The organism is Nonomuraea sp. NPDC059007, assembly GCF_042740555.1.
Lineage (GTDB): Bacteria > Actinomycetota > Actinomycetes > Streptosporangiales > Streptosporangiaceae > Nonomuraea.
Genome location: NZ_JBHYJD010000045.1, coordinates 23,034 through 37,334 on the forward strand (window position 1 = coordinate 23,034; position 14,301 = coordinate 37,334).

General features: G+C 72.8%; 14 protein-coding genes. 7 read left to right on the forward strand and 7 right to left on the reverse strand.

Features of this window, described 5'->3' with window-relative positions; translation table 11 throughout:
* Positions 1-64 precede the first annotated feature (64 nt).
* Genes ACFWY5_RS45390 through ACFWY5_RS45400 form a run of 3 tightly spaced genes read left to right on the forward strand, consistent with a single transcriptional unit; the run spans position 65 to position 2,055 of the window.
* Complete coding sequence (locus ACFWY5_RS45390) at positions 65-463, forward strand: VOC family protein (RefSeq protein ID WP_379612650.1); 399 nt, start codon at positions 65-67, stop codon at positions 461-463.
* 42 nt (positions 464-505) lie between these two features.
* Positions 506-844 carry a YciI family protein gene (locus ACFWY5_RS45395; protein ID WP_379612651.1) on the forward strand — a complete coding sequence of 113 codons (339 nt, stop codon included), beginning with the start codon at positions 506-508 and terminating at the stop codon, positions 842-844.
* Entirely contained in the window at positions 841-2,055 is a 1,215-nt protein-coding gene (locus tag ACFWY5_RS45400; RefSeq protein WP_379612652.1) for an RNA polymerase sigma factor, read from the forward strand. Before ACFWY5_RS45395 ends, ACFWY5_RS45400 begins: the two co-directional genes overlap by 4 nt.
* 24 nt (positions 2,056-2,079) lie before the next feature.
* Here the strand turns inward: ACFWY5_RS45400 and ACFWY5_RS45405 are convergent, their stop codons facing one another.
* From ACFWY5_RS45405 to ACFWY5_RS45415, 3 genes are read right to left on the reverse strand one after another with little or no spacing between them, the layout of a single operon-like run.
* A complete protein-coding gene (locus ACFWY5_RS45405; RefSeq protein WP_379638577.1) occupies positions 2,080-2,757 on the reverse strand; it encodes a response regulator in 678 nt (225 codons plus the stop codon).
* Positions 2,754-3,785, reverse strand: coding sequence for a sensor histidine kinase (locus tag ACFWY5_RS45410; RefSeq protein WP_379638578.1), 1,032 nt, complete (start codon positions 3,783-3,785; stop codon positions 2,754-2,756). The genes ACFWY5_RS45405 and ACFWY5_RS45410 overlap by 4 nt, the downstream gene beginning before the upstream one ends.
* Positions 3,786-3,815: 30 nt before the next feature.
* The gene (locus tag ACFWY5_RS45415) at positions 3,816-3,971 is read right to left on the reverse strand and encodes a hypothetical protein (RefSeq protein WP_379638579.1); all 156 of its coding nucleotides are present in this window, start codon (positions 3,969-3,971) and stop codon (positions 3,816-3,818) included.
* A 198-nt stretch (positions 3,972-4,169) separates the two neighbouring features.
* Between ACFWY5_RS45415 and ACFWY5_RS45420 the strand changes: the two genes are divergently transcribed.
* The 3 genes from ACFWY5_RS45420 to ACFWY5_RS45430 all read left to right on the forward strand — a co-directional run bounded on the left by ACFWY5_RS45420 (position 4,170) and on the right by ACFWY5_RS45430 (position 6,034).
* Positions 4,170-4,511 (forward strand): DUF6223 family protein, encoded by a 342-nt coding sequence (locus ACFWY5_RS45420; RefSeq protein ID WP_379638580.1) that lies wholly within the window; start codon positions 4,170-4,172, stop codon positions 4,509-4,511.
* A 69-nt stretch (positions 4,512-4,580) separates the two neighbouring features.
* The gene (locus ACFWY5_RS45425; RefSeq protein WP_379612653.1) at positions 4,581-5,207 is read left to right on the forward strand and encodes a MarR family winged helix-turn-helix transcriptional regulator; all 627 of its coding nucleotides are present in this window, start codon (positions 4,581-4,583) and stop codon (positions 5,205-5,207) included.
* A gap of 236 nt (positions 5,208-5,443) precedes the next feature.
* Entirely contained in the window at positions 5,444-6,034 is a 591-nt protein-coding gene (locus ACFWY5_RS45430) for a protoglobin domain-containing protein (RefSeq protein WP_379638581.1), read from the forward strand.
* 14 nt (positions 6,035-6,048) lie between these two features.
* On the opposite strand, the gene ACFWY5_RS45435 is transcribed toward ACFWY5_RS45430, so the two are convergent.
* Positions 6,049-6,549 (reverse strand): hypothetical protein, encoded by a 501-nt coding sequence (locus tag ACFWY5_RS45435; protein WP_379638582.1) that lies wholly within the window; start codon positions 6,547-6,549, stop codon positions 6,049-6,051.
* A 35-nt stretch (positions 6,550-6,584) separates the two neighbouring features.
* Here ACFWY5_RS45435 and ACFWY5_RS45440 point away from each other — a divergent pair, with 35 nt between their 5' ends.
* Positions 6,585-6,962 (forward strand): hypothetical protein, encoded by a 378-nt coding sequence (locus ACFWY5_RS45440; protein WP_379638583.1) that lies wholly within the window; start codon positions 6,585-6,587, stop codon positions 6,960-6,962.
* A 26-nt stretch (positions 6,963-6,988) separates the two neighbouring features.
* On the opposite strand, the gene ACFWY5_RS45445 is transcribed toward ACFWY5_RS45440, so the two are convergent.
* The 3 genes from ACFWY5_RS45445 to ACFWY5_RS45455 all read right to left on the reverse strand — a co-directional run bounded on the left by ACFWY5_RS45445 (position 6,989) and on the right by ACFWY5_RS45455 (position 14,202).
* Entirely contained in the window at positions 6,989-8,299 is a 1,311-nt protein-coding gene (locus ACFWY5_RS45445) for a TolB family protein (protein WP_379638584.1), read from the reverse strand.
* Positions 8,296-8,787 carry a SigE family RNA polymerase sigma factor gene (locus ACFWY5_RS45450; RefSeq protein ID WP_379638585.1) on the reverse strand — a complete coding sequence of 164 codons (492 nt, stop codon included), beginning with the start codon at positions 8,785-8,787 and terminating at the stop codon, positions 8,296-8,298. Before ACFWY5_RS45450 ends, ACFWY5_RS45445 begins: the two co-directional genes overlap by 4 nt.
* A gap of 105 nt (positions 8,788-8,892) precedes the next feature.
* The gene (locus tag ACFWY5_RS45455; RefSeq protein ID WP_379638586.1) at positions 8,893-14,202 is read right to left on the reverse strand and encodes an SDR family NAD(P)-dependent oxidoreductase; all 5,310 of its coding nucleotides are present in this window, start codon (positions 14,200-14,202) and stop codon (positions 8,893-8,895) included.
* Positions 14,203-14,301 lie beyond the last annotated feature (99 nt).

Genomic DNA, 14,301 nt, shown 5'->3' on the forward strand with positions numbered 1-14,301 from the left:
CGATCGTCGTGCTGGTGAAGGGTCCGGTCCACGGGCCCCCGGGAGAACACTGGGAGCGCGCGTCATGAATCCGACGCTCAACATCATCGACATCGTGGTGTCCGATCTGCGGGCCTCGATCGCCTTCTACGGCCGGCTCGGGCTGGAGTTCAAGATCGACGAGTACTCGCCGGAGCACGCCGGCTGTGACCTGCCGAACGGGCTGCACGTGATGCTCGACACCGAGGGGTTTCGCACCCCGTTCCTGCCGGGCTGGAGCAAGCCGTCCGGCGGGCCGCGCACGCTGCTGTGCTTCGAGTTCGAGACCCCGGCCGGGGTGGACGCCAAGTACCGCGAGCTCGCCGAGGCCGGCTACCGGGGGATCGCCGAGCCGTTCGACGCGTTCTGGGGCATGCGCTACGCCACGGTGGCAGACCCGGACGGATGCGGCGTCGACCTGTACGCCACGTTGCCGGCCGGCTGAACGCGTCCGGGTACATCATCGACAAGCGGGAGGAGACAGAGAATGAAGTATGTGCTGATGTTCATCGAGACCGAGCGGTTCGCCCGGCAGCTGGAGGAGATGGGCGAGCTGGAGCAGCGCGAGGCCTATGAGGCGGTGGGCCGGTGGTTCACCGACAACGCCGCCGTGATCACGCACCATGTGCACCTGGCGCCGGTGCACACCGCCACCACCATGCGCCTGGACGGTGCCGAGCCGGTCGTCACCGACGGGCCGTACATGGAGGGCAAGGAGGTGGTGAGCGGGTTCGCCGAGGTCGAGGTCGCGGATCTCGACGAGGTGCTGAAGATGGCCCGCTCGTGGCCGGCGTGCCCGATCGTGGAGATCCGCCCCGTCTCATGACCAGCCCCGCCGACCCGCCCGACAGCGCGCGCGTGCTCGCGCAGGTGTTGCGTGAGCACGCGGGCCGGCTGGCGGCGAGCCTGATCTCGCTGCTGGGCGACTTCTCGGCCGCCGAGGATCTGGTGCAGGACGCGGTGGAGACGGCGCTGCGCCGCTGGCCGGAGGAGGGGGTTCCGGACCGGCCACAGGCGTGGCTGTACACGGTCGCCCGGCGGCGGGGCCTGGACGTGCTGCGCCGGGAGTCGAACTACCGGGCCAAGCTGGCGCAGCTGCGCTGGCCGGAGCCGCAGGAGGCCGACGACCGGCTGCGGCTGATCTTCACCTGCTGTCATCCGGCGCTTGCCCCGGAGGCCAGGATCGCCCTCACCCTGCGGGTGGTGTGCGGGCTGTCGGTGGCGCAGATCGCCGCGGCGTTCGTCGTGCCGGAGGCGACGGTGGCCCAGCGCATCACCCGGGCCAAGAAGAAGATCGGCCAGGCCGGCATCCCCTACCGCGTCCCCGCGGCCGACGAACTGCCGGAACGGCTGGCCTCGGTGCTGTCGGTCGTCTATCTGCTGTTCAACGAGGGCTACCTGTCCAGCACCGGCGAGCGGGCCCAGGCGCGGGACCTGGTCGACGACGCCGAATGGCTGGCCGCGCTGCTGGCCAATCTGGTGCCCGGCGAGCCGGAGGTGGCCGGGCTGCTGGCGTTGATCCGGCTGCACCGGGCCCGCGGCCCGGCCCGTTTCGACGACCGCGGCCGGCTGGTGCTGCTGGCCGACCAGGACCGCTCGCGCTGGGACCACCGGGCGATCGAGCAGGCGGCCACGCTGCTGACGCGGGCGGCGCGGGCACATCGGCGGCCGGGGCCGTACCAGCTGCAGGCGGCGATCGCGGCCTGCCACGCGGAGGCGCCGTCGTTCGCCGACACCGACTGGGCGCAGATCCTGGTGCTCTACGACATGCTGGCGCACTTCGCTCCCTCGCCCATCACCCGATTGCACCGGGCGATCGCCCTGCGCCACGTGCACGGCGCCGCGGTCGCGCTGGCCGAGGTCGACGCGCTGGAGCACGACCTGGCCGCCTACGCGCTCTGGCACGCCACCCGCGCCGAACTGCTACGCGAACTGGGCCGGGCCGGGCAGGCGCGGGCCTGCGACGAGCGGGCACTGGAGCTGACCGCCAACCCCGCCCAGCAGGCGCTGCTGGCCGAGCGGCTCACCTGGACCTGACCGAGGCCACCGGCGCTTCTGGGGTCAGCGGTCGACCAGACCTGTCTGGTAGGCGATGACCACCAGTTGCGCGCGGTCGCGTGCGCCGAGTTTCGCCATCGCGTGGCTGACGTGGGTACGCGCGGTGGCGGGGCTGAGAAACAGTTCCCCGCCGATTTCGTCGTTGTTCAGGCCCCGGCCCACCAGGGCCAGCACCTCGCGTTCGCGGTCGGTCAGTACGGCGAGCCGTTCCTCGGCGGCCTGGGCGGCCCGGCGCTGCGCGGTGAACTGGCCAATGAGGCGCCGGGTGATCCGTGGCGCGAGCAGCGCCTGTCCGGCGACGATCACCCGGATGGCGTGCAGGAGTTCGGCCGGTCCCGCGTCCTTGAGCAGGAAGCCGCTGGCCCCGGCCTGCAGGGCGTCGAAGACGTGCTCGTCGGTGTCGTAGGTGGTGAGGATGAGGACGCGGACCTCTTCCAGGCCGCGCGTCTGGGCGATCTGGGCGGTGGCGTGGATGCCGTCCAGTTTCGGCATGCGGATGTCCATGAGGACGATGTCGGGGCGCAGGGCGCGGGCCCGCTCGACCGCCTCGGCGCCGGTGGTGGCCTCGCCCACCACCGTGATGTCGTCTTCGAGGTCGAGCAGCACCTTGAACCCCGACCGCACCAGACCTTCGTCGTCGGCGAGCAGCACCCTGATCGGAGCGCGGTCCGCCGTGCTCATGCGGGTGAGCCGTTCGGAAGGAGAGGCAGCCGGGCATGGACCTCGAACCCGCCGCCGGGAAGCGGCCCGGCGGCGAGTTCCCCGCCCAGCAGCCGGCAGCGCTCGCGCATGCCGAGGATGCCCCGGCCCGGCTCGCCGGCCGGGCTCGCGCGCTCAGCGCCCGAGACGGTCCGGCGCCCCGCATCGCACACGCGGAGCTCCAAGCCCTCGGCCCCGGCCTTCAGCGCCACCGTCACCCGGGTCGGGCCGGCGTGACGGATCACGTTGGTGATCGATTCCTGCAGGATGCGGTAGGCGGCGCCGCTCACCGCGCTCGGCACCGGCACCGTGGGTGAGATCTCCTCAAGCGTGAGGTCGAGTCCGGCCGCGCGCGCCTTGGCGGTCAGTTCGCCGATCTGTCCCAGTCCGGGGTACGGCATGCGCCCGTCGTGGTCCCCGTCGTCGCCGCGCAGTACCCCGAGAATGGCCCGCATCTCCCCCAGCGCCCGCGAACTGGTCCGCTCGATGACCCGCAGCGCCTCGCGCGCCACCTCCGGCCGCTTGCCGAGCACGTGCGCGCTGACCCCGGACTGCACGTTGATGATCGCTATGGCATGCGCGACCGTGTCGTGCACCTCGCGGGCGATCCGCAGCCGCTCGCCGTCGACGCGCGCCCGCGCTTCCTCCTCACGGGTCCGTTCGGCACGCTCGGCGCGCTGCTGAGCCTCGGCCGCGATGACCCGCCGCGACCGGACGGACTCGCCGAGGGCCGCGCTCATCACCGAGGCGCCGATGCGGAAGAACACCCAGCCGATGGCCGCGCGTGGCTCGATGCCGGCCGCGGCGACCAGCCAGACGACGGTGAGCACCGTGATGCCCGCACCGGCGATCACCAGCGACCGCCGCCCGTCGCCGTAGGCCATGAGGGTGTACAGGGCGACGAAGAGCCCGAGCCAGCCGGGCCCGTCGGGGAAGTCCAGGCCGTAGTACACCAGGCTGGCCAGCGCCGTGGTGAGGAAGACCGGCACCGGCCACCGGCGGCGTACCACGAGGACCAGGCCGCTGGCGATCAGCAGGCCCTACCCCGCGTATCCCAGGTCGGTCAGCGGCCGCTGCACCACCTCACCGGCGTTGCGGACCACCGTGCCCTGAACCTGCATCACGGTGATGAACAGCGCGAGCGACACCTCCTGCGCCCACGCGGGCAGGCGCAACGGCATGACGCGGTGTTCCATGCCGCGATCCTACGGGCGCCGCCCGCCGGAACACTCCGCCCCAGAGCGCGACCGCCTACGACGACGAGCGTAGACGGGCCGCCGCCGGCCACGCCGGACGGCGTAGAGGCTGCCATCCCCTGTCGCAGGCGCGGCCGCTTCGACGCGGAGACGATCGACTCGTCGCGAACAGCGGACCACGCCCCGGAAGGATTCCCCATGTCCGTTCACCCCTTGCTCGTCGCCGTCACGCCCGTGGCCGCCTACGACATGACCTCCGGCCGTCTCTGGTCGGTGATCGCCGCGGTGATCGGGCTGGCCGGCGTGGTCGTCGGCGGGCTGGCCCTGGCCCGCCCCACCGGCCCTTGGCGAAGAGGAGCCGTTGTGGCGCTGGTGGCGGGGCCGGCCTGCATGGTCATCGGCGCCCTGGTGGTGGCCGCCGCCAAGGGTGGTCCCGGCACCGGCTACGGCATCGTCGGAGGCTTCGTGGATCTGGCGGTCGGGCTGGTCGCCCTGGTCCTCGGCGGCGTGGCCGCGGCCCGGATCCGCCGCGTGACCTGACCCCGGCCGCTCGCGGCACCCGGACTGTATCCTGGCTGGGTTAGGAGTCCTATCTTTGTGGGCGGGTACATGACGGAGACGGACGGCATGGGCGGCCTGGAGCGCGGCGAAGGCGACCTGGAACGGCGGCTGGCCGACGCGGTCGAGCGCCTCGGGCACGGTTTGCGCTCGCTCGCCCAGAGCAGCGCCCGCGAGCACGGGTTGTCTCCGCTGCAGCAGCAGACGGTGCTCGCCCTCGTCCGCATGCCGGCGGGCCGCCGGGAGGTGAGCGCGCTGGCCGCGGAGTTCGACGTCACCTCGCCGACCTTGTCCGACGCCGTCGCCGCGCTGGAGCGCAAGGGGCTCGTGGCGCGCTCGCCTGGCCCCGACGGGCGGCGGCGGCTGCTCAGCCTGACCGACGGCGGCCAGGAGGTCGCGCGGCAGCTCGCGCCATGGGACGGGCCGCTGCTGGAGGCGTTCGCGAGGCTGCCGGACGCCGACCGGGCGACGACGCTGCACAGCCTGCTGCGGGTGATCGCGGACCTGCAGCGCCGGGGTGTGGTGAGCGTCGTGCGGACGTGCACGACCTGCCGCTTCTTCGAGTCCCACGCCCATGCCGACCCCGCCGCGCCGCACCACTGCCACCTGCTGCGGGCGCCGCTGGCCCTGGCCGACCTGCGTATCGACTGCCACGAACACGAGCCGGCCACGGCGTAGCCGGTCTTCAAGGGCATCGACGGACCACGCCTGCCGCTCCTCGCCGATCATGAACCGGAACAGGCCGCCCGGACTTGGGCGCACAAGTAGGTAGGACTCCTAACAAGATTGTGGCATGCTTCCTGCAGGCACCACAACGAACAGGAGGCCCATGTGCGCGCAGTGGTGATCCTGCACGGCTCGCCCCAGGCGACCGAAACCTCATCCACCTTTCTCCGACACGACCAAGGAGCGACATGAGCACCACCAGCCCGATCCCCGGATACACCCACGACGACCCGGCGCTCACCGCGTCGCCGGTCACCCTGGACGACCTCGCCAAACTGCAGGCCAGTGTCCTGTTCGGCCCCGACGACCAGGCCGCGCTGAAGACCGCCGGAGACGTCCTCGGCGGGCAGATCGAGCAGATCCTCGACGTCTGGTACGGCTTCGTCGGCTCACACCCCCACCTGCTCGCCTACTTCTCCACGCCCGGCGGCGAGCCGATCGGCGAGTACCTGACGCGCGTGCGGGCGCGTTTCGGCCGCTGGATCATCGACACCTGCACCCGTCCCTACGACCAGCGCTGGCTGGCCTACCAGCACGAGATCGCCCTTCGCCACACCCGGGAGAAGAAGAACCACACCGATCGGGCCGGCTCGGTCCCCGACATCTCGCTGCGCTACCTCATCGCGTTCATCTACCCGATCACCGCGACGATCCGCCCCTTCCTGGCCGCGGACGGGCACGACGACGACCAGGTCGAGGCCATGTTCCAGGCCTGGTTCAAGGCCGTCACCCTGCAGATCGCCCTGTGGTCGCAGCCCTACGCCGGCCCCGCCTGGTAACCGCCACGACGCCATCACGGCAGAAGCGCCAGCGCCTCCTCGGTGTTGTGTTCGGCGATCATCAGCATGAACGACCGATCGGGGAAGTCTCCGTCGAGGAGGCGCAACGGACCGGCCACCAGCGACAGGCGCGTCGCGAGCATGAACAGGTCGAGGCGCCGCGGATCGAGGCCCGGCCGGGACAGTGCCGCGTACCGCTCGCCGAAGCGGAGCCGGAGGAAGACGTGCTCCCACTCGACGTCGAAGTACATCAGGCCCTCGATGTCGATCAATACGGCGTGCCCGTCCCCGTCGACCAGGACGCGGTCGGGACCCAGCTCCCCGTGGATCAGTCCGTACTCGGCGCGCGGCGTCACCCGCCCCGCCAGCTCCCGCAGCCGGTCGCCCAGCGCTCCGGCCGCGGCGGAGATCCTGCCGTCCCGCTCCGCCGCCTCCTCCAGGTCCCGCAGAGCACGTCCGCGAATCTCCGCATCCCACAACCTAGTGATGGCCGGACGGCGGGCTCCTGAGGTCATGGTGTTCCAAGCCGGGATGAGGCAGGATCGCCGCCATGACGACCAGCGGCGGCGACCCGATCGCGATCACGATGTCGGTCGATCACTGGCTGGTCATCGATGCCGCGCTGGCCGGCGAGAGCGCCGCCGGCGACCACGGCCAGAGCCTGCGTGAGCTGCGTGCTCTCGGCTCGGCCGCGCTGCCTGACCGGCCCGCCGACGCCGACGCCGAGGGCATGCGGCTCGGGCCGCACCCCGGCCAGACCGTGACCCTCACGCTGACTCGCGGCCAGTGGGACGCGATCGCCTCCGTGCTGCGCCGGGAAGCCGATGCCATCACCGCCGGCAGCGGGGCCGCCGGGCTTCATCGTGCGATCGCCGCCTTTCTCGGCTCCCGCACCGGCGACACCGGCCCGGATTCAAGCACCCTGTAGCGGGAATCGCCCTTGCCCTTCTTCGCCTACTTGATCGCGGCCAGGTCCAGGACGTACATCTCGTTCTTGATCGGGTAGGTCATCAGGCGGTCCAGGCCGCCGTCGGGGATTCCCATGCTTCCTCGCGCGTCCGGGCGGATGCCGAGATCCGCGGACCGGCCGGTGTCGGCGTCGTACAGCGTCAGGACGGACTGGTTGCCCGGTCCTTCCAGCGTGACCTTGAAGAAGCGCTCCAAGCCGGCGTCGTCGCCGACCTGGAAGGTGCCCGGCAGCTCGCGTTCCCGGAAGCCGTCGCGGTCGCGGACGAAGCTCCGCAGGATGGTCTGGTTCTGTACCGTGTCCGGGCAGCGGCGCGTCCCGCACCGGATCTCCTTGCCGGAGCGGTCCCGGGGGCGTTCGACCTTGACGGTCTGGTATCGCACCAGCACGCCCGCGCACCGGTCGACGCCGCACCTGACCTCCTCGCCCGCCTTGACCATGGCGTCGCGCCGTTCACCGGTCTCGGCGTTGAGCAGCTCGCGGAAGATCGCCTTTCCGTGGTGGACGCCCACCCACGGCCATCGCAGGACGTGGTGCCGCTCGGCGCCCTTCACCGGCCGCGGCGTGCCCCCGCTCAGAGGCACCCGGTAAACCCCGCCCTTCTCGTACGCGAAGACCACGTCCGAACCCGTCACCGTCAGCCCGTTGATGTGCCCCTGCTTCATGACGTCTCCGAGCGGCACGTCGGTCACCGCCCGAGGCCGGCCACCGGCGGCCGGTACCGTCCAGATCCGGGCGACGCGCGGGCCGCCCGCCTCCTTGTAGGACGCCCACCAGACGATGTGGCCGCCACCGGCGGCGACGCCGTCGGCGAAGATGGCCGATCCCTTCGTCGCCGGGATCTCGGCGATCTGCCGGGGCTTGCCGGTGCCCAGGTCATAGCTCCACAGGAACTGCCGCTTCCCGTCGGACACGCCCGTCATGACCAGCAGCGTGCGATCGTCCAGGAGCAGTTGCGGGTAGTACGCGCGGCCGCCGGGCAGCTTGGCCGGGATCTTGTGGACCGCCTGCGGCCACACCTTCTCGATGGGCGGCGGAATCCTGTCCGCCGGCAGCCCGGCCTCGCCGGTCGCGCTGACCACGGGGTACGGCCCGGCCGGCGCGTCCAGAACGCTCACCACCGCGCCCATCCCGCCGGCCACCAGGACCACGGCCACGGCCGCGCGTACGGCGGCGATCCCGGCGCGCCGCCGGCGATGGCGGGTCTTGACCGTCGCGGCCAGCCCGGCGGGCGCCTGCGGCGCATGACGGGCCGCCCCGGAAAGAACGCGGCTCAGCTTCTCTTCCAGGTCGGTCATCGCAAGCTCCTGTTGGTCGCCGGTAGGGAGGAACGCAGCTTGTCCAGGCCCCGGAAGGCCTGGCTGCGCACGGTTCCGGAAGAGATGCCGAGCACCTCGGCGATGTCGGCGTCGCTGAGCTGCTCGTAGTAGCGCAGCACCAGCACGGCGCGCTGTCTGCGGGGCAGCGCGGCCAGCTCCTGCCACAGGCCCTGTTCCTCGTCGGGAAGGAAGACTTCGTGGTGAACCCGCTCCGGCGGTTCTCCGGTGAGCTGTTCACGCCTGCGCCGCCGCCAGACGCTGATGTGTAACCGCGCCATCGTGGTCCGGACGTAGCTGTGCGGGCTGTCCTTGCGCCGCACCCTCGGCCAGGCTCCGCACAGCCGTACCAGAGCTTCCTGGACCAGGTCGGCGGCGTCATGCGGGTTTCCGGTCAGGACGTATCCGTAGCGGAGCAGGGCGTCCGTCTGCTCTGCGACGAAGTCGTCGAAGCCGGGCTCGTCATCCACTGGTCGTCCCTTCGGTCGTCATGTCCCAGACGGCCGAAGGGACGAGGACGTTGCATCGCCCGGCGAATGTTTTCCGGAGATGGCGAGCGGGGTGCGGGACGGTGCTCAGCCGCGGGCGTTCCTGGGCTGGGGTGTGATGCCGGTGGACCGCGGCGCGGCGCCCTCCGCCCTGGCCTGTGCCACCAGGGCGGCCATCCCGGTCACCGTCGCCTCCCTGAACAGGCTGCGCATCGGCAACCGGACGCCCAGCTTCTTGCGGATCAGCGAGATGAGCTGGACCGCGACCAGCGAGTTGCCGCCCAGCTCGAAGAAGTCGTCCTCGATGCCGACCCGCGGCGTGCCCAGCACCTCCGACCACAGCGCGGCCAGCGCGGCCTCCACCTCGTCCCGCGGCGCGACGTAGCCGGTGTCGTCCTGCTCGCCGCCCTCGGCGGCGGCGCCCGCGGGAAGGGCCACCTCCAGGGTCTCTTTGGTCAGCGTACGCACCCCGGCCACGAACTCGGCCAGCGGCGTGGCGTTGACCACCACCTGGGTGCCGACCGCGTGCCCGAGCAGGCGGCGGAAGGCCTCGGCGCCCAGCGCGGGCAGGATGCCGGCCTGGGCGCCCTCGCGGTCGAGCGCGACACCGGCGGCGGCCGACTTCTCCGCCACCTCCGGCTGCCCGTCGTCCTCCTCCACGCTCTGGGTGACCGACTCGACGTCCACCCGCCGCAGCACGAACTCCGAGATCTCCACGACCGGCCGCCCGGTGTCGTCGTACATCGTGACGTCCACGGCGATCACCTCGCCGCCGCCCTCCCGGTGTACGGCGTGGCTCCACACCCTGGCCGGCAGCGGCGCGTGCACGGTGAGCCGGCCGTACCCGAGCGGGAGGTAGCTGTGCTCACCGGCGGCGCTGACGAACGCGGTGGCCTCGTCGAGCAGCGCCGGATGCAGGCCGTAGCGGCCGAGCTCGGCGGCGGTCTCCGGCGCCGCCTCCAGCAGGGCGATCTCCTCCCCCGCCCCCTGGGCGACCGAGCGCAGGCTGCGCCAGCGCGGGCCGAAGGTGACCAGGCCGGAGGCGGAGGCGAACATGTTCTCCGTGCGCGTGCCGTACGAGCAGCGGGCACGGATCCCGGCGAGGTCGGCCGTGCTCGCGGCGGCGCCGGCCACCCAGGCGGCGCTGCCCCTCACATGGGTACGCGGGGCGCCGCCGGCGACGCTGACCACCTCGAAGTCGGCGCCCTCGCCGGTCGCGGTGAACAGCACCCGCAGCTCGGCGGAGGAGGTCACCGGCAGCGGCGCGGTGAAGGCGACGTCGCGCAGCTCGACCACGTGCTCCGGGCCGGGGGCGGGCACCACTGAGGTGAAGGCGAAGCGGGCGCACTCGAGGTAGCCGGTGCCGGGCATGACGGGGACGCCGGCCAGGCGGTGCTCGTCCAGCACCCAGTGGGTGGCGGGTGAGAGCCTGCCACCGCACCAGGCCGGGCGGCCGTCGCCGGGCTCGTGCAGCTCGGTGAGCAGCGGATGCGCCAGGGGGTTGGTCCGGTCGCCGCGCTGGAGCGCGCGGAAGACCTTGGGCGCCTCGACCTCGGCGGCCATGCCCACCTCCAGCCAGGCGCCCCAGTCGACCGACAGCACCCGGCCGGGCCAGGTGGCGGCGTAGGCGTCGAGGAAGGCGTTGGCCGCGCAGTAGTCGACCTGGCCGAAGCCGCCGGCCACGGCGGTGACGGACGAGCAGAGCATGACGAAGTCGAGGTCCAGGTCGCCGAAGACGTCGCGCAGCGCCCGCGTCCCGGCGATCTTCGGCGCCATGACACGGGCGGCGTCGGCGGGATCCTTGACCTCGGCCATGCCGCCGCCGGGCAGCCCGGCGGCGTGGACCAGGCCGTCCACGCGGCCGAAGCGCTCCAGCGCGCTCGCGCGCGCCCGGCGCAGCGCCTCCGGGTCGGTCACGTCGGCCGCCAGCACGAGCACCCCGGCCCCGGCCGCCTCCATGCGCGCGATGGCCGCCCGCGCCCGCGCTCCGGGCGTGCCGGTACGGCTGAGCAGGACCACCGCGCCGCGAGTACTCGTGGCCAGGTCCTCGGCGAGGGTGAGCCCGATGCCGCCCAGGCCGCCGGTGATCACGTAGACGCCGCCGTCGCGCAGCCCGGCCATCGGGTCGGGGGACGGCGGCAGCTCGACGGCCTCGTGGTGCAACGTCCACCGGCGTCCAGAACGCAGGACGACCGGCGTGGTCACGGCGTCGGTCAGCTCGGCCACCAGCGCGTCCAGGTCACCGGCGGCCGACTCCACGTCGATGTGGCGCACCGACAACCACGGCGCCTCCAGCGGCAGCACGTTGGCGATGCCGGCCACGGTGGCGTGCTCGGGCCGGCGAACGTCGTGGCCGAGCACGTTCTGCGCGCCTTCGGTGACGACGTCGAGCCGGACCTCGTTCTCCCGCTCGGACTGGGCCAGCGCCTGGAACAACGCCAGCAGGGTGGAGAAGCCGTCCTCCTGCGCGGTGCCGGGGTCCAGGGCCCAGGCGTGGACGACGTGCCCGGGTGTCCCGATCTCCGCCAGCAGGCGCTCGCAGTCCTCCCGGGAACCCGGGCGCAGGGTGAACGAGCCGCCGGCGGCGCCGTACGCCTCGCCCTTGCGGACGGTCACCACCTCGGCGCCGGCCGAGCGCAGCGCGGCCGTCAGCGGCTCGCTCGCGGGCCCGGCGAACACGAGCAGGCGCTCCCCCAGCGGTGCGCCGGCGACGGGCCGCGGGGTCTGCCGCCAGGCGGGCAGGCTGAACCACTGCTCGATCGGCAGCGCGCCGGTCCTGGGCGACCTTGGGTAGACCAGCTCGGGGTCGGCCTGGACCGGCACCCAGTGGCGGGTGCGCTCGAAGGGGTAGGTGGGCAGCGGGACCCGGCGGCCGGGCTCGCCGGGGACCTCAAGCGGTGCGCCGGCGACCCAGAGCGCGCCCGCCGCCGCGTACAGCACCCGCAGGTCGGAGCCGGAGTCGGCGGGGCCGGGCAGGCTTGGGAGCGGCTTCGGCGCGGTCTTCGGGAGCTGGCTCCTGATCAGTCCGGAGAGCTGCCGGCCGGGGCCGCATTCGACGAGCTGCCACTCGCCCTCGGCCGCCAGCGCGGCCACGCAGTCGCCGAACCGGACCGGTTCGCGCAGGTGACGAGCCCAGTAGGCGGGGTCGACGGCCTCGGCGGGGGTGATCCAGGTGCCGCTCACGTTCGACAGGAACGGCAGCGCCGGCACGCGGCGCTCGGTGGCGGCGACGAGCTGGTGGAACTCACCCACGATCGGGTCCATCATCGGCGAGTGGAAGGCGTGTGAGGTGCGTAACGCGGTCGAGGTGACGCCCTGCGCGGTGAGCCGGTCGCGGTACTCGGCGACCAGGCTCTCCGGCCCCGCGACCACGCAGGTGCCGGGGCCGTTGACGGTGGCGATCACCAGGCCGTCGGGCAGGCCGGGCCGTACGTCGTGCTCGTCCAGGCGGACGGCCAGCATCGAGCCGGCCGGCATGCTCTGCATCAGCCGGCCACGGGCGGCGACCAGGCGGATCGCGCCGGGCAGGTCGAAGACGCCCGCGACGGTGGCGGCGACGTACTCGCCGATGCTGTGGCCGATCATCGCGGCCGGCTCGACGCCCCACGAGCGCCAGAGCCGGGCCAGCGCGTACTCGATGGTGAACAGCGCGGGCTGGGTGAGCTCGGTGCGCCGCAGCGCCTCGGCGTCGTGGGTGAGCGGGTCGAAGCCGAGCAGCCGGGCGCACTCGCCGACGGCGTCGCGGAAGACCTCCTCCGTCTGGTACAGCTCCCGGCCCATGCCCTCGTACTGGGCGCCCTGACCGGGGAACAGCCAGGCCACGCGCGGGTTGCCGGCCACGCCCCTGACCAGGCGCCGCTGGTCGCCGAGTGCCCGTACGGCCTCCTCGTGGCTGCCCGCCACCACGACCGCGCGGTGCTTGAACCGGCGGCGGCCGGTCCGCAGGGTGTGCGCGACGTCGGCCAGGTCGAGATCCTCGGTGGCGAGCCGGGCGGCCAGCCGTTCCGTCATGGCGGCCAGCGCGGACGGCGTGCGGGCCGACAGCCGCAACAGGTGGTGACCGCGGTGCTCACGCACGGCCGGAGGGAGCGGCGGCGCCTCCTCTAGCACGATGTGGGCGTTGGTGCCGCCGATGCCGAAGGAGCTGACGCCCGCGCGGCGCGGCACGCCGTTCGACTTCCACTCGGTCAGCTCGGCCGCCACGTGGAACGGGTTGGCGCCGAAGGGGATGCGCGGGTTGGGCCGCTCGTAGTTGAGCGTGGGCGGGATCTTGCCGTGCTCGATCGCCAGGACCGTCTTGGTCAGCCCGGCGATGCCGGCGGCCGGACCCAGGTGGCCGATGTTGGTCTTGACCGAGCCGATCGCGCACCAGCCCGCATCGTCGGTGTCCCGGCCGAACACCGAACTCAGCCCGCTCACCTCGATCGGGTCGCCGACGGAGGTGCCGGTGCCGTGCGCCTCCACATACGTGATCGTGCGCGGGTCGATGCCGGCGACCGCGAGCGCGCCCGCGACCGCCCCGGCCTGTCCCTCGGAGCTGGGCGCGGAGAAACCGGCCTTCGAGGAGCCGTCGTTGTTGATGGCGTTGCCGCGGATGACCGCGCGGATGTGGTCGCCGTCGGCGACGGCGTCGGACAGTCTCTTGAGTACGGCGATGCCGCCCCCGCCGCCCCAGATGGTGCCCTGGGCCGAGGCGTCGAAGGCGCGGCAGTGGCCGTCGGGCGAGTAGATGCCGTCCTGGTGGTACAGGTACCCCCACTCCGGCGGCAGCTCGAAGGAGGCGCCGCCGGTCAGCGCCATGTCGCACTCGCCGCCGCGTAACGCCTCGCAGGCCACGTGCACGGCCACCAGCGAGGAGGAGCAGGCGGTGTGCAGGGTCAGGCTGGGGCCGCGCAGGTCGAGCTTGTAGGAGACGAACGTCGCCAGGTAGTCGGGGTGGTTGCCCACGTAGACGGCGAGGTTGCCGGCCGAGGCGTGGGTCTTGCGGTCGCGCCGGATGTAGAGCCACTGGTACTCGTCGGAGCCGATGGCCCCGTACACCCCGATCTCACCGTCGTAGCGGGCCGGGTCGTAGCCCGCGTCCTCCAGCGCGGTGTGCGCCAGCTCCAGGAAGAGGCGCTGCTGCGGGTCGCGCAGCTCGGCCTCCCGTGGCGACATGCCGAAGAAGGCGGCGTCGAGGGCGCCGTAGTCGGCGGCGACGGACGCGGCCCGGACGAAGCCGGGGTCGTCCAGCAGGTAGCCGGGCACGCCGAGTTCGGCCTGCTCATCCCGGCTGTAGAAACGCACAGACTCCACGCCGTCCACGAGGTTGCGCCAGAACTGCGGCACATCCCCCGCGCCGGGCAGCCGGCAGGCCAGCCCGACGACTGCGATGGGCTCGACCGTCGGTTCGGTCATGTCTCACTCTTTCCTTGTGGGCCTGGTCCGGGCACGGCTTGCGGCGATCGGCCGGGCGCGGCCGGAACCGGAGGTGGTGCTGTGGCCGTCGAAGAACTT